At 54.9% G+C, this 22,806-nt stretch carries 25 protein-coding genes and 1 pseudogene; 23 read left to right on the top strand and 3 right to left on the bottom strand.

Annotated features, from left to right (window positions below; genetic code table 11):
- Positions 1 to 86 (top strand): annotated as a pseudogene (locus tag AC2FLD_RS20800) (IS5/IS1182 family transposase); the annotation flags it as partial.
- A gap of 97 nt (positions 87 to 183) precedes the next feature.
- Here the strand turns inward: AC2FLD_RS20800 and AC2FLD_RS20795 are convergent.
- Complete coding sequence (locus AC2FLD_RS20795) at positions 184 to 849, bottom strand: GntR family transcriptional regulator (RefSeq protein ID WP_496673600.1); 666 nt, start codon at positions 847 to 849, stop codon at positions 184 to 186.
- Positions 850 to 890: 41 nt separating this feature from the next.
- Positions 891 to 1,277 carry a YciI family protein gene (locus AC2FLD_RS20790; protein ID WP_496673597.1) on the bottom strand — a complete coding sequence of 129 codons (387 nt, stop codon included), beginning with the start codon at positions 1,275 to 1,277 and terminating at the stop codon, positions 891 to 893.
- An 83-nt stretch (positions 1,278 to 1,360) separates the two neighbouring features.
- Here AC2FLD_RS20790 and AC2FLD_RS20785 point away from each other — a divergent pair, with 83 nt between their 5' ends.
- From AC2FLD_RS20785 to AC2FLD_RS20740, 10 genes are read left to right on the top strand one after another with little or no spacing between them, the layout of a single operon-like run.
- Positions 1,361 to 2,245 carry a fumarylacetoacetate hydrolase family protein gene (locus AC2FLD_RS20785; RefSeq protein ID WP_496673594.1) on the top strand — a complete coding sequence of 295 codons (885 nt, stop codon included), beginning with the start codon at positions 1,361 to 1,363 and terminating at the stop codon, positions 2,243 to 2,245.
- On the top strand, positions 2,242 to 2,907 hold the full coding sequence (locus AC2FLD_RS20780) for a malonic semialdehyde reductase (protein WP_496673591.1): 666 nt from the start codon (positions 2,242 to 2,244) through the stop codon (positions 2,905 to 2,907). The genes AC2FLD_RS20785 and AC2FLD_RS20780 overlap by 4 nt, the downstream gene beginning before the upstream one ends.
- 18 nt (positions 2,908 to 2,925) lie before the next feature.
- Positions 2,926 to 3,381 (top strand): OsmC family protein, encoded by a 456-nt coding sequence (locus tag AC2FLD_RS20775; protein ID WP_496673603.1) that lies wholly within the window; start codon positions 2,926 to 2,928, stop codon positions 3,379 to 3,381.
- 32 nt (positions 3,382 to 3,413) lie between these two features.
- On the top strand, positions 3,414 to 4,487 hold the full coding sequence (locus AC2FLD_RS20770; protein WP_496673588.1) for a C4-dicarboxylate TRAP transporter substrate-binding protein: 1,074 nt from the start codon (positions 3,414 to 3,416) through the stop codon (positions 4,485 to 4,487).
- Between the two features lie 30 nt (positions 4,488 to 4,517).
- On the top strand, positions 4,518 to 5,069 hold the full coding sequence (locus tag AC2FLD_RS20765; RefSeq protein ID WP_050605364.1) for a TRAP transporter small permease subunit: 552 nt from the start codon (positions 4,518 to 4,520) through the stop codon (positions 5,067 to 5,069).
- Positions 5,066 to 6,370, top strand: a complete 1,305-nt coding sequence (locus AC2FLD_RS20760; protein WP_496673585.1) for a TRAP transporter large permease — start codon at positions 5,066 to 5,068, stop codon at positions 6,368 to 6,370. Before AC2FLD_RS20765 ends, AC2FLD_RS20760 begins: the two co-directional genes overlap by 4 nt.
- 10 nt (positions 6,371 to 6,380) lie before the next feature.
- The gene (locus AC2FLD_RS20755) at positions 6,381 to 7,247 is read left to right on the top strand and encodes a dioxygenase family protein (protein ID WP_496673582.1); all 867 of its coding nucleotides are present in this window, start codon (positions 6,381 to 6,383) and stop codon (positions 7,245 to 7,247) included.
- 21 nt (positions 7,248 to 7,268) lie between these two features.
- Positions 7,269 to 8,075: an amidohydrolase family protein gene (locus AC2FLD_RS20750; protein ID WP_496673579.1), complete on the top strand. Its 807-nt coding sequence runs from the start codon at positions 7,269 to 7,271 to the stop codon at positions 8,073 to 8,075.
- A complete protein-coding gene (locus AC2FLD_RS20745) occupies positions 8,072 to 8,449 on the top strand; it encodes a hypothetical protein (protein WP_496673576.1) in 378 nt (125 codons plus the stop codon). The genes AC2FLD_RS20750 and AC2FLD_RS20745 overlap by 4 nt, the downstream gene beginning before the upstream one ends.
- Positions 8,446 to 9,570 carry a cytochrome-c peroxidase gene (locus AC2FLD_RS20740; RefSeq protein WP_496673573.1) on the top strand — a complete coding sequence of 375 codons (1,125 nt, stop codon included), beginning with the start codon at positions 8,446 to 8,448 and terminating at the stop codon, positions 9,568 to 9,570. Before AC2FLD_RS20745 ends, AC2FLD_RS20740 begins: the two co-directional genes overlap by 4 nt.
- Positions 9,571 to 9,756: 186 nt before the next feature.
- On the opposite strand, the gene AC2FLD_RS20735 is transcribed toward AC2FLD_RS20740, so the two are convergent.
- On the bottom strand, positions 9,757 to 10,503 hold the full coding sequence (locus AC2FLD_RS20735) for an IclR family transcriptional regulator (protein WP_050605359.1): 747 nt from the start codon (positions 10,501 to 10,503) through the stop codon (positions 9,757 to 9,759).
- 215 nt (positions 10,504 to 10,718) lie between these two features.
- Between AC2FLD_RS20735 and AC2FLD_RS20730 the strand changes: the two genes are divergently transcribed.
- The 12 genes from AC2FLD_RS20730 to AC2FLD_RS20675 all read left to right on the top strand — a co-directional run bounded on the left by AC2FLD_RS20730 (position 10,719) and on the right by AC2FLD_RS20675 (position 22,749).
- A complete protein-coding gene (locus AC2FLD_RS20730; RefSeq protein ID WP_050605358.1) occupies positions 10,719 to 11,555 on the top strand; it encodes a cyclase family protein in 837 nt (278 codons plus the stop codon).
- Between the two features lie 138 nt (positions 11,556 to 11,693).
- Complete coding sequence (locus tag AC2FLD_RS20725) at positions 11,694 to 11,966, top strand: cupin domain-containing protein (protein WP_496673570.1); 273 nt, start codon at positions 11,694 to 11,696, stop codon at positions 11,964 to 11,966.
- An 11-nt stretch (positions 11,967 to 11,977) separates the two neighbouring features.
- A complete protein-coding gene (locus AC2FLD_RS20720; protein WP_496673567.1) occupies positions 11,978 to 12,763 on the top strand; it encodes an SDR family NAD(P)-dependent oxidoreductase in 786 nt (261 codons plus the stop codon).
- A complete protein-coding gene (locus tag AC2FLD_RS20715; protein WP_496673564.1) occupies positions 12,764 to 13,690 on the top strand; it encodes a 3-hydroxyacyl-CoA dehydrogenase family protein in 927 nt (308 codons plus the stop codon).
- A 43-nt stretch (positions 13,691 to 13,733) separates the two neighbouring features.
- Positions 13,734 to 15,014, top strand: a complete 1,281-nt coding sequence (locus tag AC2FLD_RS20710) for an ABC transporter substrate-binding protein (RefSeq protein WP_496673561.1) — start codon at positions 13,734 to 13,736, stop codon at positions 15,012 to 15,014.
- A 50-nt stretch (positions 15,015 to 15,064) separates the two neighbouring features.
- Positions 15,065 to 15,793, top strand: a complete 729-nt coding sequence (locus AC2FLD_RS20705; RefSeq protein WP_496673558.1) for an ABC transporter ATP-binding protein — start codon at positions 15,065 to 15,067, stop codon at positions 15,791 to 15,793.
- The gene (locus tag AC2FLD_RS20700; RefSeq protein WP_496673555.1) at positions 15,786 to 16,493 is read left to right on the top strand and encodes an ABC transporter ATP-binding protein; all 708 of its coding nucleotides are present in this window, start codon (positions 15,786 to 15,788) and stop codon (positions 16,491 to 16,493) included. The genes AC2FLD_RS20705 and AC2FLD_RS20700 overlap by 8 nt, the downstream gene beginning before the upstream one ends.
- Position 16,494: 1 nt before the next feature.
- Positions 16,495 to 17,358 carry a branched-chain amino acid ABC transporter permease gene (locus AC2FLD_RS20695; RefSeq protein ID WP_496673552.1) on the top strand — a complete coding sequence of 288 codons (864 nt, stop codon included), beginning with the start codon at positions 16,495 to 16,497 and terminating at the stop codon, positions 17,356 to 17,358.
- A complete protein-coding gene (locus AC2FLD_RS20690; protein ID WP_496673549.1) occupies positions 17,355 to 18,383 on the top strand; it encodes a branched-chain amino acid ABC transporter permease in 1,029 nt (342 codons plus the stop codon). The genes AC2FLD_RS20695 and AC2FLD_RS20690 overlap by 4 nt, the downstream gene beginning before the upstream one ends.
- 4 nt (positions 18,384 to 18,387) lie before the next feature.
- Entirely contained in the window at positions 18,388 to 19,326 is a 939-nt protein-coding gene (kce, locus tag AC2FLD_RS20685) for a 3,5-dioxohexanoate:acetyl-CoA acetone transferase (protein WP_496673546.1), read from the top strand.
- 976 nt (positions 19,327 to 20,302) lie between these two features.
- Positions 20,303 to 21,397, top strand: coding sequence for a LacI family DNA-binding transcriptional regulator (locus AC2FLD_RS20680; protein WP_496673543.1), 1,095 nt, complete (start codon positions 20,303 to 20,305; stop codon positions 21,395 to 21,397).
- Positions 21,394 to 22,749, top strand: a complete 1,356-nt coding sequence (locus AC2FLD_RS20675) for an ABC transporter substrate-binding protein (RefSeq protein WP_496673540.1) — start codon at positions 21,394 to 21,396, stop codon at positions 22,747 to 22,749. The genes AC2FLD_RS20680 and AC2FLD_RS20675 overlap by 4 nt, the downstream gene beginning before the upstream one ends.
- The last annotated feature ends 57 nt before the right edge of the window (positions 22,750 to 22,806 follow it).

Genomic DNA, 22,806 nt, shown 5'->3' with positions numbered 1-22,806 from the left:
GGCGTGTCGCAACCCGATATGACAGATGCACGAAGGTCTTCCTATCAGCAATCGCGCTGGCCGCTCTCGTCATTTACTGGCTATGAGTCCTGACCTTAGGAAGCCGCTGGTGCCAATTCCCTGCGCGCATGCCGTTCGCATGGCACGCTCTCTTGGACCTTTCCGATTGTATTGCGCTGCATTTCAGGTCTCCATCTGGCTACTCAGGTACTCACCTGTTCGACGGTAATGATCGATCAAGTGCCGGGTTGCGCTGTCTGCGTCGTGATCTAAGGCAGCGTCCAAAATCTGCTGATGCTCGGCGGTGATATCCCGTTTTTTGTAACTCGAGCCGCCGGCCGCCAGATAGCGGTAGCGAATGTTCAAGTCGTAAAGCTGCGAACAATACCGTAACAGCAACGGCAGTTTCGAGTTGTCCAGCAAAGCCATATGAAACGCTTTGTGAGTGTCTTCAAAGTCGTGCGCCCCATTCTGGCTGGCCTTTTTCATGTGGTGGTGACGCAATACAAATCTATCCTCCCATGCGGCATCCGCGTTGGCGATGGAGGCGCGCAGCGCGGTTTCCTCGAGGTTGCATCGCAGCAGCAGGATTTCCTCGAAGTTACACTTGCTCACTGGCGCAGCCCTAAACCCGCGTTGGTCAATCCGTTCAACCAACATGTCTGATGTCAATAGACTCAGCGCTTCGCGAACCGGACTGGCGCCAGTGTCCAAAAGCCCGCGGAGCTGTTCAATCTTGAGTTTTTGTCCGGGAGGCAATTCGCCCGTCAGGATCATATCGCGCAGCCTTCGATATGCACCGTGAGTGGCTGATGTCTCTTTGCCCTCGGTATCCAGCATGGCGTCCATGTCCGACCGTTCCTCTTAGAATTCGCTAATTATGGGTGCTCTTAACTGAGAGCACTCGTTCCAGTCGATAGGCCAACTGAAAGGTTCAGCGAACCTTCGTTTATCATCCAGCGGCGAAGGACAAAGCTGCGCGCCCCGCACTTGTGCATGGGATCGTTCTCGGCCAGCTTGCGGGCAGCCTCAAGGCTGTCAGCGCGATAGATGATCAGGCCCATCCCTTGCATATGTTTACCAGTCTCATCCGACATTGGCCCGGCAAAGGCCAACTTCCCCGATCGTTCCAGTTGAGCCTGATACGCCAAATGATCCTGAAGCGCTGACTTAACATCTTCCGGTGCTTTGGCGGGCGTGCTGTGCGCAACGTATAGCTCCAAGGCAAGTGCGCCACGGCTTTTCGCTTCTGATTTGTAGTCTGCCCAAGCAACCATGGCTATGCTCCAAAATATCGATATTATTTGACATATGGCAAAATAGTCGGCAAAAATCAAGCGAACTGACATGGATGGTGAAAATGAAATACCTGGTGGGAGAGACTTCGGAAGGCACTGCGGTTTTTGCTGTGAACGGTGAAAACGCTGTGAATTTAACGGTTTTGGATCCTGCCGTTGGTTCCGATCTGATGGGTTTGATAGCCATGCCTGAGCTGACCGACTCGCTGGCTGACAAAATCGCCGCTGCAGACAGCGTGCCTCTGTCGTCTATCACACCGGCCTTGCCCGTGGCCGCGCCCGGCACAATCATTTGCATGGGGTTGAACTATACGGACCACATCAAGGAAGGCGGATATGACATCCCCGAGTATCCGACGCTGTTCATGCGTGGGAAAAACTCGATCATGGCGGCAGGACAGCCAATGGTGCGGCCTGCCTGTTCTGAGAAACTCGACTATGAAGCCGAGCTTATGCTGATTGTCGGAAAACGAGGTCGCCACATCTCGGAAGAAGACGCGTTGGACTATGTCTTTGGCTACACGGTGTTCAACGATGGATCACTACGGGACTATCAGCGCAAAACCGTTCAATGGACGCCAGGCAAAAACTTTGATGACACAGGCGCCATCGGCCCTTTCACCGTAACGCCGGACGAATTGCCCGAAGGGGCATCTGGTCTGAAGATCGAAAGCCGTGTGGGCGATGAAATTCTTCAAAGCTCGAACACGGCCAACATGATTTGGGGCGTTCGTCAGGTCATTGCGACGATTTCCGAATACACCACTTTGGAGCCCGGAGACCTGATTGCGCTGGGCACACCCCCGGGGGTCGGCCACGCCAAAAAGCCCAATCCCCGTTGGTTGAAGCCCGGCGAAACCGTCGAGATCGAGATTGAAGGCATCGGTATCTGCGCCAGCCCGATCATCGACGAAAAAGAGGCCAACTCAAAGGTGGCAGCAGCATGAGCGCACCAACCGGGGCAAAGCTGGAGGCACTTCGTGCCAAGGCGCAGCAAGATCATCGCGATCTGCGCGAGCGCATTCCACGCCTGTCGGATGACGCAATCGCTTTGATCCTGCGCGACTCCAGATCGCACTACGCATGGACCGATCAGCCAGTCCCTGACGAACTGCTTGAAGAAATCTATGACATCACGATCAACGGCGCGACCAGCATGAACACCCTTCCAGCGCGCTTTATTTTCGTGAAAAGCGCCGAGGGCAAAGAGCGGCTTGCCAAGTCGCTAAAGCCAAAGAACGTGCCAAAGATGATGGACGCTCCGGTAACGGCGATCATTGCCTATGACTTGGACTTCTGGAAAGAACTGCCCTTTCTTTTCCCGCATGAAGATCGCCGCCCTCTGTTCGAGAACAACCCCAACTATGTGGCCGATACTGCATACCGAAACGGCACGCTGCAGGGCGCGTACTTCATGATCGCGGCGCGGGCCGTCGGGTTGGACGTGGGTGCCATGTCAGGCTTCTCGAACAAGATCGTCGACGAAGAGTTCTTTGCGGGTACGACACTCAAGTCCAACTTTCTTTGCAATCTGGGCTACGCGGACGAAACTGGACTGTTCCAAAAGCTGCCGCGCTTTCCGTTCGAAAAAGTTTGCTCTTATGCATAAGGAGGTGATGCCGTGGCCATGAAAGTGAAACCTGTCGTGACTTACCGCACGACAGCTCAATGCCCGACACATGCGCGCACTGAGATCCCAATTCGCGATCTGGATGTGGTTGTCGACGAACCCGTCGAACGGGGCGGAACAAATCTTGGCCCGTCTCCGACCGAAACCGCAATGGCGGCCCTGATCGCCTGTACCAACGTCATCGGGCACAAGAACGCGCACCGGTTGGGTATTGATCTTGGTACGGTGACAATCGACGCGAAATGCAGACTGGATCGGCGCGGTGTCTTGATGGAGGAGGAGATCAATGTTCCGTTTCCCGAAATTGAGCTCACCGTGAATTGTGAGACGCCCGCCAGTCAGGAGGAACTGACACGCGTGGGCGAAGAAACAGCCAAATATTGCGCCATTGCAAAACTGTTTGAAGCGGCAGGCACTGACCTGACCGTCAACTGGGTCAAAATTAACCACTAAAAAAAAGACCCGACTTTCTGGGAGGAGAGATAATGAAAAATTGGACCAAACGCAGCCTTATAGGAGCTGCTCTGACAGGCGTCATGGCCTTGCCTCTTGCCGCAGAAGAGACCATTTCCGCTGTTGTAATAGACGGTTACCCCGACCGCGCGTTGTGGGTGAAAGAATTCTCCAATTTCTTCATTCCGGAAGTGGACAAACGGCTGGCCGAGTCCGGCAGCTATAAAATGAACTGGCAAGAGAATTATGGCGGTTCAATCGTAAAGCCGAAAGGCGTTCTGGAAGGGATCCAGCTGGGCCTTGGCGACATAGGCATCGTCACAACGATCTTCCATTCCTCGAAGTTGCCCAGCCAGGGTATTTCGGGTTCGACGCCATTCGTTGCAACGGACGCGCGCGCCGTGGCCAAGGCCGTGGACGAAATCGCACGAGAATATCCGGCGATGCAAAATGAGTTCGCTGCGCAGAACCAGGTCTATCTGGCAACGGGTGTTGTTCTGGACACCTATCAGATCTTTTGCTCAAAACCGGTTGCTGCCGTCTCGGACCTGGAAGGGCGCAAGATTGCTGGTGCAGGACTCAACCTGCGTTATCTTGAGGGTATCAAAGACGCAGCTGGCGTTCGTGGTGGGCTGACGGACTTTTACAATATGGTCCAAACTGGTCTGGTTGATTGTGCGATGCTCTGGCCCGAAGCCGCCAAGACCTTCAAAATCGCCGAAGTGGCTCCTTACATGCTCAAAGCTGACTTGGGTGCCGTGAACTCCAAGACGATCACCGTGAATTCTGACTATTGGGCAAAGTTGCCAGATGAAGTCAAAGACGTTCTGAAGGCCGTCGCCATCGACTACCGGGATCACGTGGCTGGTATCGCTATGGACCGCGCAGCGGCCTCAAGAGAAGCATATACCGAAGCTGGTGGGACGATTGTCGAAGTTTCGGACGAAGACCGCGCCGCCTGGGCAAACGCCATGCCGAATGTTGCTCAGGAATGGGCGGCCACGCTGAATGAGAACGGCGAACAAGGCGACGCGATATTGGCCGCCTATCTTGGCAAGCTTCAGGACGCCGGTTTCACCGGAGTGCGTGACTGGACGGCCGAATAACCGTCCGGCGATCCGGGAAAGGGGCCTTTCATGCTGAAGACCGCAGTTGCTGGCCTGTCGCGGGTCGCCAATTCACTCGCAATCGCCGCCAATGCTTTGGGTACGCTCGTCGTTCTTGCGTTGGTGGTTGTTCTGAATGTCGACGTCATTGCACGTGGCCTGTTTTCGGCCCCACTGCGAGGCACTTATGAGATGGTGCAGTTCTCGGTCGTGATGATCGTCTTTCTGCAGTTGGCAGACGTGGTCAGGGTGGACCGGCTGACACGTTCGGACGGGTTTTTGAACCTGCTGCACCACCGACGCCCCGGCTTGACGGCCAACCTGAGGCGTATCATCAACGCGATTTCAGCGATCTTCATGGCCCTGATTGCTTATGTGACCTTTCCCGAATTCCTGCACATGTGGGAGACGCAGGACTATTTCGGAGTGCCGGGTCTTTTCACATTGCCCTGGTGGCCGGTCAAACTGGTCATCGCGTGCGGTACTGCGCTTGCCTGCGTGATCTTCCTGCTCAAGGTCGTCACGGCGCAGGACCGCCCGCAACTTATTCGCACCCCTGAACATGACGAGGCCTCAGAATGACGCCGATTGAGATTGGCCTGATCTCGGTCGTTGCCATCGTCTTTTTGATCTACGCAGGCGTCTACATTCCCATTGCTCTGGGTGTCGTCTCGTTTGTGTCGATCTGGCTGATGCGGGACAATTTCACCCTTGCGCTCAACCTGTTGAAAGTGGCGGTCGGCGATAGCGCGATGGAATACAGTTTCGCGACTATCCCGCTGTTTACGTTTATGGGCCTCATCGTTTCAAAGGCCGGGTTAGGCAAGGACATCTACGAAGTCATGACCATGCGGTTTCGCAAGGTCAAAGGCGGGATTGGAATGGCCACGGTCGGGGCCAACGCCGTCTTTGCCGCAGTTACCGGATCATCAATTGCGTCAGCATCGGTGTTCACCAAAGTCTCGGTGCCGCAGATGATGGCGCAGGATTACAACCCACGTTTTGCTGTTGGCGTGGTGGCCGGGTCATCAGTGCTGGGCATGATTATCCCGCCTTCCGCGATGCTGATCATCTACTCCTTTGTTGCTGAACAATCCGTAGGGGACATGTTCCTTGCCGGGGTTATTCCGGGGATCATGTTGGCGATCGCCTATGTTGGCGCGATCTGGGCCATGGGCCGATTCACACCGGCGTTCGTCGGTGGCCGCATCGTGGCAGATACCGAATGGATGTCCGGGCGCGAGATTGCGTCCAAAACGCTACCAACTCTGTGCATCATTACTATCGTTCTTGGCGGGATCTACACCGGCTGGCTTACTGCGGTCGAGGCAGGAGCAGCCGGGGCATTTGTCGCTTTGATCATCGCTGTCCTACGCAGGTCCATGTCCCCAAAAGCGTTCTGGGACGCGTTGCTGGAAACCGGTCATATCACAGCGGCGATCCTGTTCCTGATCACAGCGGCGTCAATCTACAGCCGCATGTTGGGACTGGCCGGGTTGCCTAACCAATTGCAGGATATGCTTGCAGGGAATTCCGCATCCTTCTGGTCGATCATGCTGCTTTATGTGCTGTTGATGCTGTTTCTCGGAACATTGCTCGACACGGCATCGATCATTCTGATCGTTGTCCCGTTGTTCCTGCCTATGGCCGAAGCGCTGGATATGTCGCTGATCTGGTTTGGGATCATCACCGTAGTCGGAGCCGAAATCGGACTTTTGACCCCGCCGCTGGGCATATCCTGCTTTGTTATCAAATCCACGATAAACGATGACCGCATCTCGCTGAAGGACGTGTTTATGGGCGCGCTTCCCTTCGCCTTTGTGATGCTGATCGTTCTGTTCATTCTGATCGAGTTCCCGATCCTCAGCCTTGCCCTGATTTAAGGAGACCAAGATGCGCTCTGTCACCAAAGACAACATCACCGACGTGTTCATGGGGTACCTGTCGAAGGACACCGATCCGCGGATGCGTGAAATCATGGGGTCTCTGGTCAGGCATCTCCACGATTTCGCCCGAGAAACCAACCTGACGCATGACGAATGGCGCACGGGAATTGCATTCCTAGAAGGTTGTGCTGCTGTGGAAACCGAGGACAGGCATGAATTCGTGCTGGCCTCGGACGTAATGGGCCTGTCATCGCTGGTGGACATGCTGCATTCAAGTCCGGACGCAACAAGCTCATCTGTTCTTGGGCCTTTTCACGTCTCTGGCGCGCCCCCACTGCCAATTGGAGGCGATATGAAGCGTCATTACGGAGGGCCGGTTCTGCTTGCAGAAGGCGTTATCCGGGATACCGAGGGTAATCCGATTGCTGGCGCTGAACTCGACATCTGGCAAACTGCGCCAAACGGAATGTACGCGAGTCAGGATGAAGAACAGGACACCTATTCTTTTCATGGTCTGATGACCACCGGTGAGGATGGTAAATACGCCTTCACAACCGTCAAACCAGTTGAATACACGGTGCCGTCGGATGGACCTGTTGGGGGCATCCTGCGCGCCTGCGGTCGTCATCCCTGGCGACCGTCGCACCTGCATTATATCGTCAAGGCACCCGGCCACAGATCTTTGGTGACCGAGATCTTTCCGGACGACGATCCATACCTGGATCAGGATACAGTGTTTGGCGTTCGGGATGACCTGGTGATGACGTATGTTGAACGACCAGCTTCAGAATTTCCCGATAACATGGAACTTTCTGGTAAGATTACCGAACCTTTCTTGTACGTGAACTTCGATGTGAAGCTTGCCAGAGTCTGAATTCTGTTGAGGATGCTTAAGGTGCTGAAACACACTTTCCTTTTAGGTGCAGCGCTGTTCTGCGGTACGGCATTCGCAGAAGAGCGACCGATCTTCGATGCACATATCCACTACAGCCATGATGCCGTAAAACTGGTGCCACCCGAACAAGTGGCCAAAATTCTCCGGGACGCGGGCGTTCGGAAAGCGCTCGTTTCCAGTTCGGACGACAATGGTACGCAACTGCTGTTGGCCGCTGCGCCGGACATCGTTGTTCCAGCGCTTCGCCCTTATCGTCGTCGCGGTGAAATCAACACCTGGATGCACGATGAAACGGTCATCGACTATCTGCAAGCAAACCTGGCCAAGAACGACTACGAAGCCATCGGCGAATTTCATGCCTATGGGGACGATATCAAAACGCCAGTTATCCAGCGCATGATTGCGATGGCAAAAGAACAGAACCTAATTCTTCACCACCACGGCGATCGCGAGGCAGTTGATTTGATCTTCGAAACCTGGCCTGAGGCACGGGTATTGTGGGCCCATTCTGGCTTTGACGACCCGGCCAGTGTGGTCGATGCCTTAGACGCCTATCCCAGGCTATGGGCCGATCTGGCCTTTCGTTCGGATATGGTTTCGCGAGGCCGCGTCGACCCAGATTGGAAGGCAGCGTTCGAAGCGCACCCCGATCGTTTCATGGTTGGTACAGATACGTTTGCACCGGAGCGTTGGTACTACGTAGGCCCTCATGCGGACTTTTCGCGTGAATGGCTGGATTTGCTTCCGGATCAGATCGCTGACAACATCGCTTTTGCCAACGCAGAGCGTCTACTGGCGTCAGAATGATCCGCTGGATTTTAGTGTTTTTGGCATCATCCGGCGCGGCTGTTGCTTGTGAAGCAGAGGGACAACGCATGGGATCGGAAACACAAAACGCACCCGCGGTGCATGTGGCTGCCACTACAATTCCCTTAGCCCAACCGTTTTCCATTTTGGTTACAATTTGCGGTGAAACTGCCGTCAGTGTGGTGCGCGTCGACGCGATCATGCCCGCTCACCAACACGGGTTGAACTACGCTCCAAAGGTCACTGCAATAATCGACAGACTGTTCCGTGTGGATGATATGCTATTCCACATGCCGGGCTTGTGGGAGCTGCAGGTGAACGTCGATTTCAGCGGGCGATCGGTATCATATACGTCTGAAATTGCGCTAAAATGAAGCTGTGGGTGACAGCTGCGTTAATAGTCCTGACGGGTGCGGTGCGCGCCGAAGTCCTTTTATCTGAAGACGAAATTCAAAAAACGCTGCCCTTCGGACCGTGGCCTCCGATTGTTCAATCGGACCCAAGCAACAGGGTTTCACGTGATTCAAGAGCGATTACGCTCGGCGCGGCCTTGTTCAACGATCCGGTATTGTCAGTCGATGGCGCATTTTCTTGCGCGAGTTGTCATGATCCTGAACAGGCATTTGCGACTTCCGAGGCACGGGCGCTTGGCCGCGTCCTGTTAGATCGAAACACACCATCACTTCGAAACCTTACTGGTCTCCGCTGGTACGGATGGGGCGGCAAGAGCGACAACCTTTGGGCAGCCAGCTTGCATCCGATCATCGAAGAACAGGAGTTGGCGCATAGTAAAGAAAGCCTAAAAACGGCCATTTCTGAGAGTTCATATGTCGATGATTATGAAACTATTTTTGGCAGTATCCAGGTTCAAGAACCAGAATTGGTGTTGGTGAATACTGCCAAAACTATATCGGCTTACCTGGAAACGTTGGGGACCGAGCGGACACAATTTGACGATTTCAGGGATGCATTGGAACGCCGAGATGTAGCGGCGGCTGCGAACTATCCGGCAGCTGCCCAGCGAGGTCTTCAGCTCTTTTTGGGACGCGGAAATTGTGTGCTTTGCCACAACGGTCCGAGATTTTCTAACAATGAATTCCACGATGCCGGCGTTCCATATTTTCTGAACGAAACCGAAGTCGACGAAGGGCGGTTCGGTGGATTGAACTTCTTACTTTCAAGCGCATACACATTAGACGGCGACTGGAGCGATGATCCGGATAGGCAAGGTGCATGGGCGGTTCGCAGTGTACGCAGGAGCCACTCCGATTTTGGGACTTTTCGTACGCCAAGCCTGCGGGGCGTGGCCGAAACCGCGCCTTACATGCATGACGGCAGCCTGATCGACTTGGATGCGGTGATCAGGCATTACAGCGAAATTGATGCAGAAAGGTTGCACGCCGACGGTGAAGCCATTCTCTCGGCGTTGAATTTGTCTGAGCGCGAGATAGCAGACTTGGTCGCATTTTTGGCGACACTGTCCAAGGTGCCTTAATACAGCTCTTGTGTTAACGGCTTGGGAATGGGCTAACTGGCTGGCAGCCTTGGCGACCGTTTGAGGTCTTGGGATCTGTGCTTCATCTCACTAAGAAAAACTACTCCTGAGGCTATTCCGATCATCGTGAACGTTTAAGCCAGCTGGGGTGCACGGCTTCGTTGAACCCAGATCTCGCTTTTCAGGTCACTGAAAAGTTTGATGGATATTGGCGGCTGTCTCACGCAGCGCTTGTTCAATTGTTGCTTTTTGTCTTGAAAACCGGGTCGTTGGTACCGGAATGGAGATTGCGTGCAAATCTCCAACCCAATCGACGAAGGAAAAACCTATTGCCGACACGCCAGCGGAATGTTCGTCCAAATCATAAGCTAGACCCTGTTCTCGGATAACAGCCAGCTCGGACAAGAACTCATCTAAGTTCCTCTGGATACCATTCCGGTTCCATTCGTTTCGAATTAGCTTGATCGCATCCTCTTTACTGAGTTGGGCAAGACACGCTTTTCCATTCGCCGTGGTGGTCAACGGAAAAACTTCCCCCACTTGCGAGACGGTTGTCAAACGGTACACGCCGGGAACCTGATCCAGAAAAACCATACCGATGCCACGCATGACTGCGAGGTCTGTTGTTTCTCCGGTCTTCTGGGTCAGTTCCGTTAATAGAAGCCGGCAGTGTTCTACAATATTGTAGTTGGCTGCGCCTGCGAGGACGCTCAGTTCAGGGCCTAGCCGCAATCCGCTTCCATTCGCGTCGGCAATAACCAATTTTTCTTCTGCAAGGGCGCTTGTGATTCTCTGTACCGTAGAGCGGGGCAGATCAACGCGGTCGGCGATTTTCCCCAAGCTCATTCCAGATTGGCTTTCCTTCAGAACACGCAGAATCGAAGCCGCTCGTGAAATAACTTGAATTCCACCTTTTTCATTTTTATCAGACACTTAAGCTGCCCTCACACTTCTTTCTGCCACCGCATGCCGGTATTGGTTATTCAAGCACAATGTATCGCAATGCGGTGCAAGTCAACCGTAATGTGAGTTTATTGTTGACCGCATTGTGGTGCGTGTGCATCATTATACGGGACAGGTGGGGAGGCCACCCAAACAATTCAAATCGACCAACGCCGCTTCGTCGGCGAACAGAGGAGATATGCCCAATGGTTGAAATCCGCGGCATCGAGTTCCAGGGCAACACCGAAAATGACATGGGGTTGGAGTTCTACAACCTTAGCCACAGATACGGGTTTCAGTGTCCGAATTGGCCCTATTTCAAAGACGTTCAGATCGACCGGAAACACTACATGGCCAAGTCGGGCGTCTTGTCGCAGACTATTACCACGACCATGCACGTGACAACGCATATCGATGCACCAGCGCACGTAGTTCAGGGAACGCCGTTCATCGACGAGGTGCCGCTGCCGCATTTCTTCGGTTCGGGACTGGTCGTCTCGGTTCCCAAAAAGAAGTGGGAGCAAATCACAGGAGATGATCTGGAAAAGGCCTGCGGGCACGCGATCCGAAAAGGCGATGTTCTGATCATTAACACAGGTTGGCACAAGCAGTACGAAGATGGTGACTACTTCGCCTACTGCCCGGGTCTTGTTCCTTCAGCCGCTGAGTGGATGATCGAAAAAGGCGTGAAAGTTGTTGGGCATGACACCCAGGCAAATGATCACCCGCTGGCAACGGCCATTGGTCCACAACGCAACGGTCCGATCCTGCCGCACCTTGAGAAAGAGTACCTTGAATGGTCGGGCGGAACCCCATGGGAGGTTGATTTCCCAGAATGGGAGCCGGTGCATAACATGCTGTTCTCAAGAGGTATACTCGGCATCGAAAATGTCGGCGGCGATCTTGATGCGGTTACCGGTAAGCGGTGCACCTTCGCGTTTTTCCCATGGAACTGGGACCGTGGTGATGGCTGCATCATCCGCCTGGTCGCGATGATCGACAAGAACCAGTCTTACCGCATCGAGGCTGGCGAAGAATTCTGAACACTCGCGGACCGATCGCTGGTTCGCTGGCGACCGCCAATTCTATTTTCCTGAGCGGAGACGAACATGCATCTAAAGCGGTTTCAAGATGCCCGGCCCTACGAAGCACCGAACCACTTTGGATGTCACGGGCTTCGATTGCAGGGGTTCGAGGAGGGCGGGCCAAAAAATCAGTGGATCGGCTTCAGCCAGTTCCTGCCTGGGGGCGGGGCGGGGCCGGACTCTACGCCGTTCGAGAAGGTCTACGTGGTTTTAGAAGGCGAGATGACCGTCATCGTTGGCGGCGCCGAAACTACTCTTGGCCCCATGGACAGCTGCACGATCGCACCGGGCGAAGTGCGAAAAATTGAAAACCGCGCAAACCACATCTGCAAAATGCTCGTGGTCATTCCGTATCCGCCAGAAAGCTGAGGACTATAAGAATGTCTAATCCACTCAAGATGTTTGACGTTAAGGGAAACGTCGCGCTGATCACAGGAGCCTCGGGCGCTTTCGGGATGGTGGCTGCGCGTGTTCTGGCCGGGGCAGGTTGCGACCTGGTTCTGGCTGCGGGCAATCAAGATGCGCTTGATGAGATTGCTAATGAATGCCAGGCGATTGGTGCAACCGTCGTCACCGTAAATACCCGTCCTGCTGACGAAGCATCATGTGATGCTTTGGTAGACGAAGCCGTCAACAACTTTGGAAAGCTGGACATTCTCGTTGTCGCGTCGGGTATGAACAAGGTTGCGCCGATCAACGAAATGGCACCCGAAACTTTTGACGCGGTAATGGATGCCAATGTAAACCAAAGCTGGTTGTTGGCCCGCGCAGCAGCGGCACAGATGAAAGCCAGCGAATACGGCAAGATCATCTTTGTCAGTTCAGCTCGCAGTATCCTTGGCCATCCGGCCGGTTACACGGCGTATTGCGCGTCAAAGGCCGCAGTAAATGGGATAACCAAAGCCTTGGGCTGTGAGTTGGGGCCGACGGGAATAACCGTCAACGCCATCGCACCCACGGTCTTCCGTTCGCCGCTGACGGCTTGGATGTTTGAGGACACCGACGAGGCCAAAGCGGTGCGTGATGGTTTCCTTACCCGTGTCCCGAAGGGTCGGCTGGGCGAGCCTGAAGACCTTGCCGGTCCGCTCCTGTTTCTCGCGTCGCGGGCATCTGATTTTTACACCGGGCATATCCTTCATGCCGACGGTGGATATACGGCGGGTTAAATGATGGCGCGCAAGAAGCAGCAGATGGCGGTGATTGGTGCAGGCCTGATGGGCCATGGCATTGCCCTGACTTTGGCAAGAGCAGGCCAATACGTCGCTATCACGGACCCCATAAGAGAAGCTCGGGATACAGTGTCTGAGCGCATTCGCGCCAGTATGGCGGCGATGGGGGATGACGAGGTTACAATCACTAAAACCCTCAAGATGATTGAGATATTTGCGACAACGGAAGGTGCGGTTCGAAATGCTGACGCCGTGTTCGAAGCCGCGCCGGAAAAACTGAATCTCAAGCGTACGATTTTTGCTGAGATCGAAAAGCATGCCCCACAGACGTGCATTCTCGCGTCCAATACATCCGTCATGCCGATCACTCAAATCATGTCTGGATTACGGCTAAAAAACCGGGCACTCGGAACGCATTGGTGGAACCCACCGCACATGATCCCGCTGGTCGAAGTCATCAAGACCGAGTGGACGGACCCTGTGATAGCACAGACGATGATCGATCTGTTGAAGGACGCTGGTAAAACACCGGTGATGGTCGAAAAGGATGTGCCCGGCTTTATTGGCAATCGTCTTCAGCACGCCTTGTGGCGCGAAGCTGTCAGCCTGGTCGAAAACGGTATCTGCGATGCGGAAGCAGTCGATACGGTAGTCAAATCCAGCTTTGGACGCCGACTAGCGGTGCTCGGGCCGCTGGAGAACGCTGACCTTGTTGGCACTGACCTGACGCTCGATATCCACGAAAATGTGCTGCACGATCTTGAGGCGCAGAGGGGACCTTCATCCTATCTCAAGTCGCTTGTTGATGCGGGCAAGCTGGGCATGAAATCCGGCGAAGGGTTCAGGAAATGGGCCGAGGGCGAGGCAGACCAAGTTCGCCAGCGCGTCGCGAACCATCTGAAAAATCTCGAGAAGACTTTGTAGGATCAATCAAACACTGGCGGGAGGCCGGTGAAGGGAGGACGCAATGACAAGGACTTTCAAAACGGCCACAAGGCGCAGTTTCATAGCTGGGGCAACGGCGGCGATTGCCGCTCCGGCCATCCTTCGGGCGACGCGCGCCTATGCTGCAAACCCGACGCTTCGGATCGGCAATGTCAGCCCGCGCACCGGACCACTGGCCGGTTTTGCCGAGGCCGATGAATATGTGCTGCAAGCCATCCAACAGGTCTTTTCGTCGGGCTTGGACAACAACGGCAAAACCTGGAATGTCGAGATCATCTCAAAAGACAGCCAGTCCAACCCGAACCGCGCAGCAGAGGTCGCCGCCGATCTGATCCTGGGCGATGAGGTCGATATCATCGTGGCGGCATCCACGCCGGACACGGTGAACCCCGTTGCTGATCAGGCCGAGATCAATGAAGTTCCCTGCATCACCACCGACTGCCCCTGGCAGCCATACTTCTTTGGGCGCAACGGTGTTCCAGGGGAGGGATTTGAAAACACGTATCATTTTTTCTGGGGTCTTGAGGATGTGATCGCAGCGTTCCTCGACATGTGGGACAAGACTGGCGTGACCAAGACTGTGGGCGGTCTTTTCCCCAACGATGCGGACGGCAACGCTTGGGGTGATCAGGAGCTGGGTCTGCCCAAGCCTCTGGCAGCCGCCGGTTATACACTCACGGATCCCGGCCGCTATCAGCCGTTGTCCGACGACTTCTCAAACCAGATCGCAGCGTTCAAAGCAGCTGGTTGTGAAATTGTCACCGGCAACATGATCCCACCAGATTTCGCGACATTCTGGAGCCAGGCGGCCCAGCAAGGGTTCAATCCGAAGGTCGTCACAATTGGTAAGGCGCTACTGTTTCCGTCCGTTATTGAATCGTTGGGTGACCGCGGCGATGGATTGTCGACCGAGGTCTGGTGGTCTCCGCACCATCCATTCTCGTCTTCGCTGACAGGCACCACTTCGAAGGAACTGGCAGAAGGGTATACGGCAGAGTCAGGTCGTCCGTGGACCCAACCGCTTGGTTTCAAACATGCTCTGTTCGAGGTCGTCGCTGATGTCATCAAAAGAGCTGATGATCTGGAAGACCCGTCTTCGATCATTTCGGCGATCACGTCCACGAACCTGAACACAATCGTCGGGCCGGTGAACTGGGGTGATGGACCGATGAATAACGTCACCAAAACACCGCTGGTTGGCGGTCAATGGCAGAAGTCCGGAGACGCGTACGAATTGCAGATTGTTGCAAACAGCACCGCGCCCGAAGTTCCGATAACGGCAGACATGAAATTGCTGGGCTGACCAGACATTCGGTGCCGATCACGGCGCCGAACCTTCCATCCGAGAGAAGCATGACAACGATCCTGAAACTCCAAGATCTGAGGAAGGCATTTGGCGCAGTCACGGTCGCCGATACGCTGAGCTATCAGGTCCAACAAGGTGAGGCGCTGGGGGTGATTGGCCCCAATGGCGCCGGTAAAACGTCGATGTTCAACCTGATCACAGGGACGCTGAAACCAAACTCTGGACGTATCGAGTTTGATGGGCAGAACGTCACCAAGTGGAGCGCGGCAAAACGCAGCCATGCAGGGATTGCACGTTCGTTTCAGGTTCCGCAGCCGTTTTCGGGAATGACTGTTTTCGAAAACGCAATGATAGCTGCAACACAGTCGGCTGGACTGCATGGGCACCAAGCTGAACGATTTTGCCTGGAAATTCTGGACCAAACGGAACTGCTGCCAAAGGCAAACGTACTTGCAGGTAGCCTGACATTGCTGGAACGAAAACGTTTGGAACTAACGCGCGCGCTATGTGCCAAGCCCAGATTGCTGTTGTTGGACGAAATCGCCGGTGGCCTGACGGAAGCCGAGTGCAAATCTCTGGTTCAAACCATCAAGGACATCCACACGTCCGGCGTCACCATCATCTGGATCGAACATGTCGTGCACGCCCTGCTGGCCGTTGTGGACCGCCTGATCGTTATCGACTTCGGAAAGAAGATCGCCGAGGGCGAGCCACAGGCAATCATGGAAAGCGCCGAAGTCAAAGAAATCTACCTGGGGATCGAAGCCGATGCCTGATCCAATTCTGCAGACACGCGGCCTGAACTCCCACTACGGCGACTTTCAAGCGCTCTACGATGTCGAACTGGACGTGGGCGAGGGCGAAGTCCTTGCCATCATTGGTGCAAATGGTGCAGGCAAGACGACCCTGATGCGGTCTATCACCGGATTGCTGACGAACGGGCCGGGGCAGATCCACTACCGGGGTCAGGATATCAGCCGTCTACGCGCGGACGAGGTTGCGGAACTTGGCCTGGCGATGGTGCCAGAGGGTCGTCAATTGTTCCCTTCCTTGTCAGTCAAAGAAAACCTGATGATCGGTGCCCAAGTTGGCCGCACAGGCCCTTGGGATATGCAAGCCGTCTATGATCTGTTTCCGATTCTTGAAGAGCGGAAAGATCAGGCCTCTACGTCGCTGTCAGGTGGTCAACAGCAGATGGTTGCCATCGGGCGCGCACTGATGGCGAACCCCGACCTGATCCTCTTTGATGAAATCAGCCTAGGACTAGCGCCGATAATTATCAAAGACATCTACGAGGCGCTGCCCGGCATCATAGGCGAGGGCATGAGCGCGATCATCGTCGAACAAGACATCACCAAGGCACTGTCGGTCTCGAGCCGGGTCTACTGCCTGCAAGAGGGCCGCGTTTCGCTTGAAAGCGCGTCTGACACCGTTTCGCGTGAGGATATCTCGCGCGCATATTTCGGGATCGAATGAAATGGAATGGCTGAACGCGATTGTGCAGGGAACTTTGCTGGGGGGGCTTTATGCTCTGTTCGCGGCGGGGCTGTCCTTGATCTTTGGAGTTATGCGGCTGGTCAATATTGCCCATGGCGACCTGATTGTGCTGGCTGCGTATCTCGGGCTGACCGTCACGACCGCGACGGGGATGCACCCGCTGGCCGCCTTAGTGATCGTTGTTCCCGCTATGGCGTCGATCGGGTATGCCCTTCAACGCGGTCTGCTGAACCAGACACTGGGCGACGATATACTTCCGCCCTTGCTTGTCACCTTTGGGCTGAGCGTGATCATTCAGAACGGGTTGCTAGAGGTCTACACCGCAGACCCCCAAACATTGAATGCCGGTGCGCTGGAAACAGCAAGCGTTGCCGTGGGCGGTGTGGCACTCGGAATCTTACCGCTTCTCACCTTCGGTATCGCCATCGCAGTGATCTGGGGGCTGCAATGGACCTTCTATCATACCGCTCTGGGACGCGCGTTCCGTGCCGTTTCGGACAATCAGGACATCGCCCAGCTCATGGGCCTTAATCGCCGACACATCTTTGGCCTGGCCATGGCTCTGGCCCTGGGCGTGACGGCAATAGCCGGTATCCTGTTTGGTATTCGGACAAGCTTTGACCCTTCAATTGGCGGCGGTCGCCTGATCTTTGGCTTTGAGGCCGTGATAATTGGTGGGCTCGGAAATCTTTGGGGCACGCTGGTTGGTGGCGTCATTCTTGGCGTCGCTCAAACCATCGGCGCCAAGATCGATCCGGGTTGGCAGGTACTTGCTGGCCATATCGCATTTCTTGTCATTCTTGCCGTTCGCCCGAACGGTCTCTTCCCGAGGATCTCCGGATGAACCTACAGGACTATTCTGTATCTCGATCATCAAATGCAGCCCGGGTTGCTGCGATCCTCGCTGCCATTGCGCTGCTTGCTCTGATCGCTGCGCCTTGGTGGGCGGGTCGCGCCGACATGCGCCTGATGGGTGAACTGTTCCTCTATCTGTCCCTTGCCACGCTATGGAACCTTATGGCGGGATACGCCGGTCTCGTGTCAGTTGGCCAGCAGGCCTATGTCGGCTTTGGCGGTTACATGCTCTTCGCGCTTACGATGTTGGGCGGGCTGCATCCATTGGCCGCCATTGCAGCTGCAGGAGTGCTGGGGGCTTTGATCTCGATCCCTGTCGCTGTTCTGATCTTCCGGCTCCGCGGCGCTTATTTCGCGATAGGTACCTGGGTCATCGCTGAAGTCTTTCGATTGAGCTTCGCACAAATCACTGCGCTTGGCGGAGGATCAGGGTCTTCGCTGCCCGTTGCCATTGTGAAATCACTGGCGTCCGGTCGTGCGATGCGAGAGGCGTTGAGTTATTGGCTGGCGCTTGGGGCCGCTGTGCTGGTGGTCACAGCCGTGTATCTCTTCCTACGCTCGCGGCAAGGGTTGGCGTTGACGGCAATTCGCGACAACGAACTGGCAGCCGGAAGTTTGGGAATCGATATCTGGCGCACAAAGTTCATCGTTTATGTCGTAACGTCGGCATTCACGGCAATGATAGGTGCGCTCATCTTTCTGCAAAAGCTGCGCATCTCGCCGGACGCGGCATTCAGCGTCAATGATTGGACTGCCTTTGTCATCTTCATCGTGGTGATCGGCGGTATCGGCACCATCGAAGGCCCGATCATAGGCACGCTGGTCTTCTTTGCCTTGCGCGAAACGTTGGCCGACCTGGGTACAACTTACCTGATCGTTCTCGGCGTGGTTGCGATCGTCGTCATGCTCAGGGCACCGAAAGGCATCTGGGGTCTCGTCCGCAGCCGCTATGACCTACAACTTTTTCCGCTGGGCTACCGCGTGAAGCACATCGGACAATCCAAGGAAAACTGAACCCATGGCCCGACAGAAAAAGACCATAATCACCTGTGCCGTAACTGGTGCAATCCACACGCCGACAATGTCGAATGCGCTGCCCTACACTTATGACGACATCGCACAACAGGCGGTTGAAGCGGCCGAGGCCGGTGCGTCGATCCTGCACCTGCACGCGCGAAACCCCGAGAACGGATCGCCATCAGTCGACCCGAGTGATTTCTCGCCTTTCCTGCCGCGCATCAAACAAGCCACCGACGCAGTTGTGAATCTATCAACCGGTGGATCACTGACATTGTCCATTCAGGATCGGATCACCCCAGCCAAGACCTTCAGCCCCGAAATGTGCTCAATGAATATGGGTTCAATGAATTTCTCGTTTCACCCATTGGCTAACAGGTATGGCGATGACGATTGGAAATTTGATTGGGAAAAGGACTATGTCGCGAACTCCGATCAAAACATCTTTCGCAATACATTCCGGGACATTCGTGAAGCTGCAGAGACCCTGGCGCCGCATGACATCAAATTCGAACACGAATGCTATGATGTCGGCCATTTGTACAACCTAAAGTTTTGTATGGATATCGGGCTATTCAAAGCGCCCATATTTATTCAATTCATCTTTGGTATCCTAGGTGGTATCGGACCTGAAGTAGACAACCTGATCTTCATGAAACGCACGGCTGATCGGCTTTTCGGTGACGACTACCGATGGTCGGTATTGGGAGCGGGAGGAGCACAGATGTCGCTTGCCACGACGGCAAGCCAAATGGGTGGCAATATTCGTGTTGGACTGGAGGACAGCTTATTCATTTCTCGTGGAAATCTGGCAGAAAGCAATGCGCAGCAGGTGTCTAAAATTCGTCGCATCGTAGAAGATCTGGGCAGTCAGGTTGCCTCGCCCGACGAAGCCAGAGAAATTCTGGATTTGAAGGGCGGCGATCGGGTAGCGTTTTAGCCGAAAAGGCGGCCGGTACATTACAAAACTATATTGTGGATTGGTTCAAGTTTAGGTTTCGACATGAGCAGCAGAATCGGTGAGAGGCCGTTGGTTGATCTGGGTCAGAAATACTTGACGTTTGGGCCAGAATTGAATGACGTGTTAAACTGATTTATTGAGGTTTTGGCCGTTGATTAAGTCCAAGATCTGTGACGTTCCACAGTAAATGTTGAACGTCACACGAACCTGACCCAATCGTGACAGTTGGGCCAGAAATGTGAAGAACGTTCGACATCAGAAGGCGCCCCCAACGTTGGACATCAGTTGAATTTGACCTTTGTGTCATTAACTGACCTAACGAGACCATTTCATACTCCCTCAGACAGTTTCGTTTGATCTGACTTCCCTTTTGGATAATCAGGGTTGATTTGCATATCAGACAGCGAAGCAGCCTTATCCTGCCAATCTGCCACGTGGCGAACGCGGGAAGGGGCGAGGCAATACTATTCGACAGGGGTGGTGCGGCCCGTAGGCGTATCCGAGGATACGGCCCTGTCTAACAGGGTTGCCCGAGGGGGAAGGCAGCGCCCTCACCCTGACGGCCTGGGGCGTTTGGCTTGTCCAAATCCCGCTGGCCCACGAAAGGAAAGTGGTGGGGAAGAGGACCTGCCGCCGTTCGCTATTGTACCATTCTGTCGAACCGCAAAGTGTAAAAGTCGGCCATAGAGCTGCCGTTCGCGCCCATGCAATACTATTTGCTAGTAACGGCAGCTTTGCACAAAAAGCGTACTTTTGGTCAAAGATGCGGTGTGTTTGTGCCGGGCTCCTGAAAGGCGAGTTTCTCCAGGAGGCCAGAGAGTTCCAACCGGAAAGTTGATTTTTTAGTTTTCCATTGCCGAAACCGGTTTCGGAACGAACAAATAGTCAGATGATAACGAATCCCAGTCCACCAAAGCATCAACCAACGTTCCGTCGCCTCTCCGCATCTGGACGGGTGAAACTGGACGAACTGGCTGATCATCTCGGTCTTTCGAAAAGCACCGTGTCGCGCGCTTTAAACGGTTATTCGGATATCTCTGAATCCACGAGAAAAAGGGTTGAAGCTACTGCTCGGAAGATGGGCTATCGCCCGCTCAGCCACGCGCAGGCGATCCGCACAGGAAAGGTGCGTGCTATCGCAATGGTCGTAAACAGCGGAGAACCAGACAGGCACAATCCATTTCTTCAGGATTTTCTGGCAGGCGCTTGTGAAGCCGCCAGCGCATTCGATTGGACGATGACAATCTCAACGGCCAAGTCCGAAAAAGACATGCTGAACGTTCTGGGGCGCCTGGTGGAAGAGCGCAAGGCTGATGGGTTCATCTTGCCAAGGACGGAAGTCGAAGACGCCCGTATCGAGTACCTGCGGGCGTCGAATGTTCCATTCATACTCTATGGTCGAACCGGATATGGGCAGACCGACCCTGATAGCGATACATCATGGTTTGATATCTCAGGCGAAGCGGCAATCTGTAGTGCTGTCACCCGCTTGTGTGCGTTTGGCCATAGTCGCATAGGCTTTGTTGGCAGCGATCCGAAATTCAATTACAGCCACCTCCGCCGCGAGGGGTATCTTGAGGGTATAAAGGCCGCTGGAATGCCAGTTGACCCTGAACTGATCCGCGAAGGCGCCCGTAGTCGAGATGAGGGGGCAACCCAAGCGCGGGCGCTGCTTGAGCTTGACCACCCGCCAACCGGAATCGTCTTTGCGACTGATCTGGCCGCCTTGGGTTCTTATTCTGTTTGCGCAGAATTTGGCCTGCAAATCGGTCAGGATGTTTCGATCCTTGGATATGACGGCATACCCGAATGCCAATATGTCAGCCCGGGGCTGACGACATTCAGTGTGGACTCAAAGCGGGCCGGCGAACGCCTTGCTGAAATGCTCATACGGCAGACCCGTGGCGAAGCACCTGAAGGTCTACGCGAACTCGGCCAAGCCGAGCTTGTAGAGCGGAAATCTGATGGACCACCGCGCCTGACACCCGAGGAGTTGGCGCACAAAGTTACTCAAATAAAAAATGGAAATCGGGGAGGAGACCGACCATGAAACTTACACCAAAGGCATCTCGACTGATGCTGAGCACATCGCTGGCGCTGGCTTTGGCGGCGGTGTCCGCTCAGGCAGATACAATTCGTTTCTGGACAACTGAAGAGCAACCTGAACGGCTTGCAAAGCAGCAGGAAATGGCGGACCAGTTCAAAGCGGAAACAGGCACTACGGTCGAGGTGATCCCGGTGACCGAAACCGATCTGGGCACCCGCGCAACCGCAGCTTTTGCCGCAGGCGACTTGCCCGATGTGGTCTATCACCCGTTGCAGTACGCCTTGCCATGGGCTGAAGCGGGAATTCTGGACACCGAAGCCGCGACTGAAGTGATCGAAGAACTGGGAACTGACACCTTCGCCCCGGGCGCACTGGGTATGGCTGCGTTCAATGATGAAACCGCCTCGGTCCCGGTGGACGGCTGGACGCAAATGGTTGTCTACCGGAAGGATCTTTTTGACGAAGCCGGTCTGGAAGCGCCCGACAGTTTCGCGGACATTCAGGCGGCACTTGAGGCGTTGCACAACCCGCCTGAAATGTATGGTTTTGTCTCAGCCACCAAGGTTGATGAGAACTTCATGAGCCAGGTGCTGGAGCATGTGTTCCTGGCAAACGGCGTCTCGCCGGTCGGGCCCGATGGGTTCCAGCCGCTGGACGAAGCCAAGACCACCGAGGTTCTGGATTTCTACAAAGCGATCTCCGAGGCATCGCCTCCGGGAGAGCTGTACTGGAAGCAATCGCGCGAGCTGTATTTCGACGGCAAGGCGGCGATGATCATTTGGTCGCCCTTCATTCTTGATGAATTGGCCGGTCTGCGCGACAGTGCCCCGCCGACGATCAATGATGATCCGACCTCTCGTGATCTGGCCAGCAAGACCGGTATCGTGACCAAACTGTCCGGCCCATCAAACGCCGATGGTGCGGCTTGGGGCGACGTGCGGTATTTTGGTATCACCAATGATGCGGACACCGACGCGGCCATGGAGTTCGTAAAGTTTGCCATGGATGACGGCTATACTCAGACGTTGGCCATTGCGCCCGAGGGTAAGTTCCCGGTACGCCGCGGCAACGCAGACAACCCGACCGCGTTCTCCGAAGCCTGGGCCGAACTGCCCGTGGGCGTCGACCGCAAAGCCCCGCTGGGCGAGCTGTATGAACAAGCCATGATCGACGAGATCGTTGGCGGTCTGGACGTGGCGCAACGCTGGGGTGTGGCTGAAGGTCAGTTGGCGCTGGCGTCGAAAATGATCAACTCTCAGGCGATCAACCGTGTTGTGCGTCAGTACATCGATGGTGAAATCGATGCGGCCGCAGCCGTTGCAGCCATGAACGACGAACTCGCCAAGGTCGAGTAACACCGCCGCTCACTGGCATCTGCAGCGGCGCGCGCGCCGCTGTACCCAACCCTTCGA

It is taken from the genome of Ruegeria sp. CDSA021, from assembly GCF_059612325.1.
The sequence above is the reverse complement of the archived record's forward strand: the minus strand, read 5'-3'. Positions and strand labels throughout refer to the sequence as shown.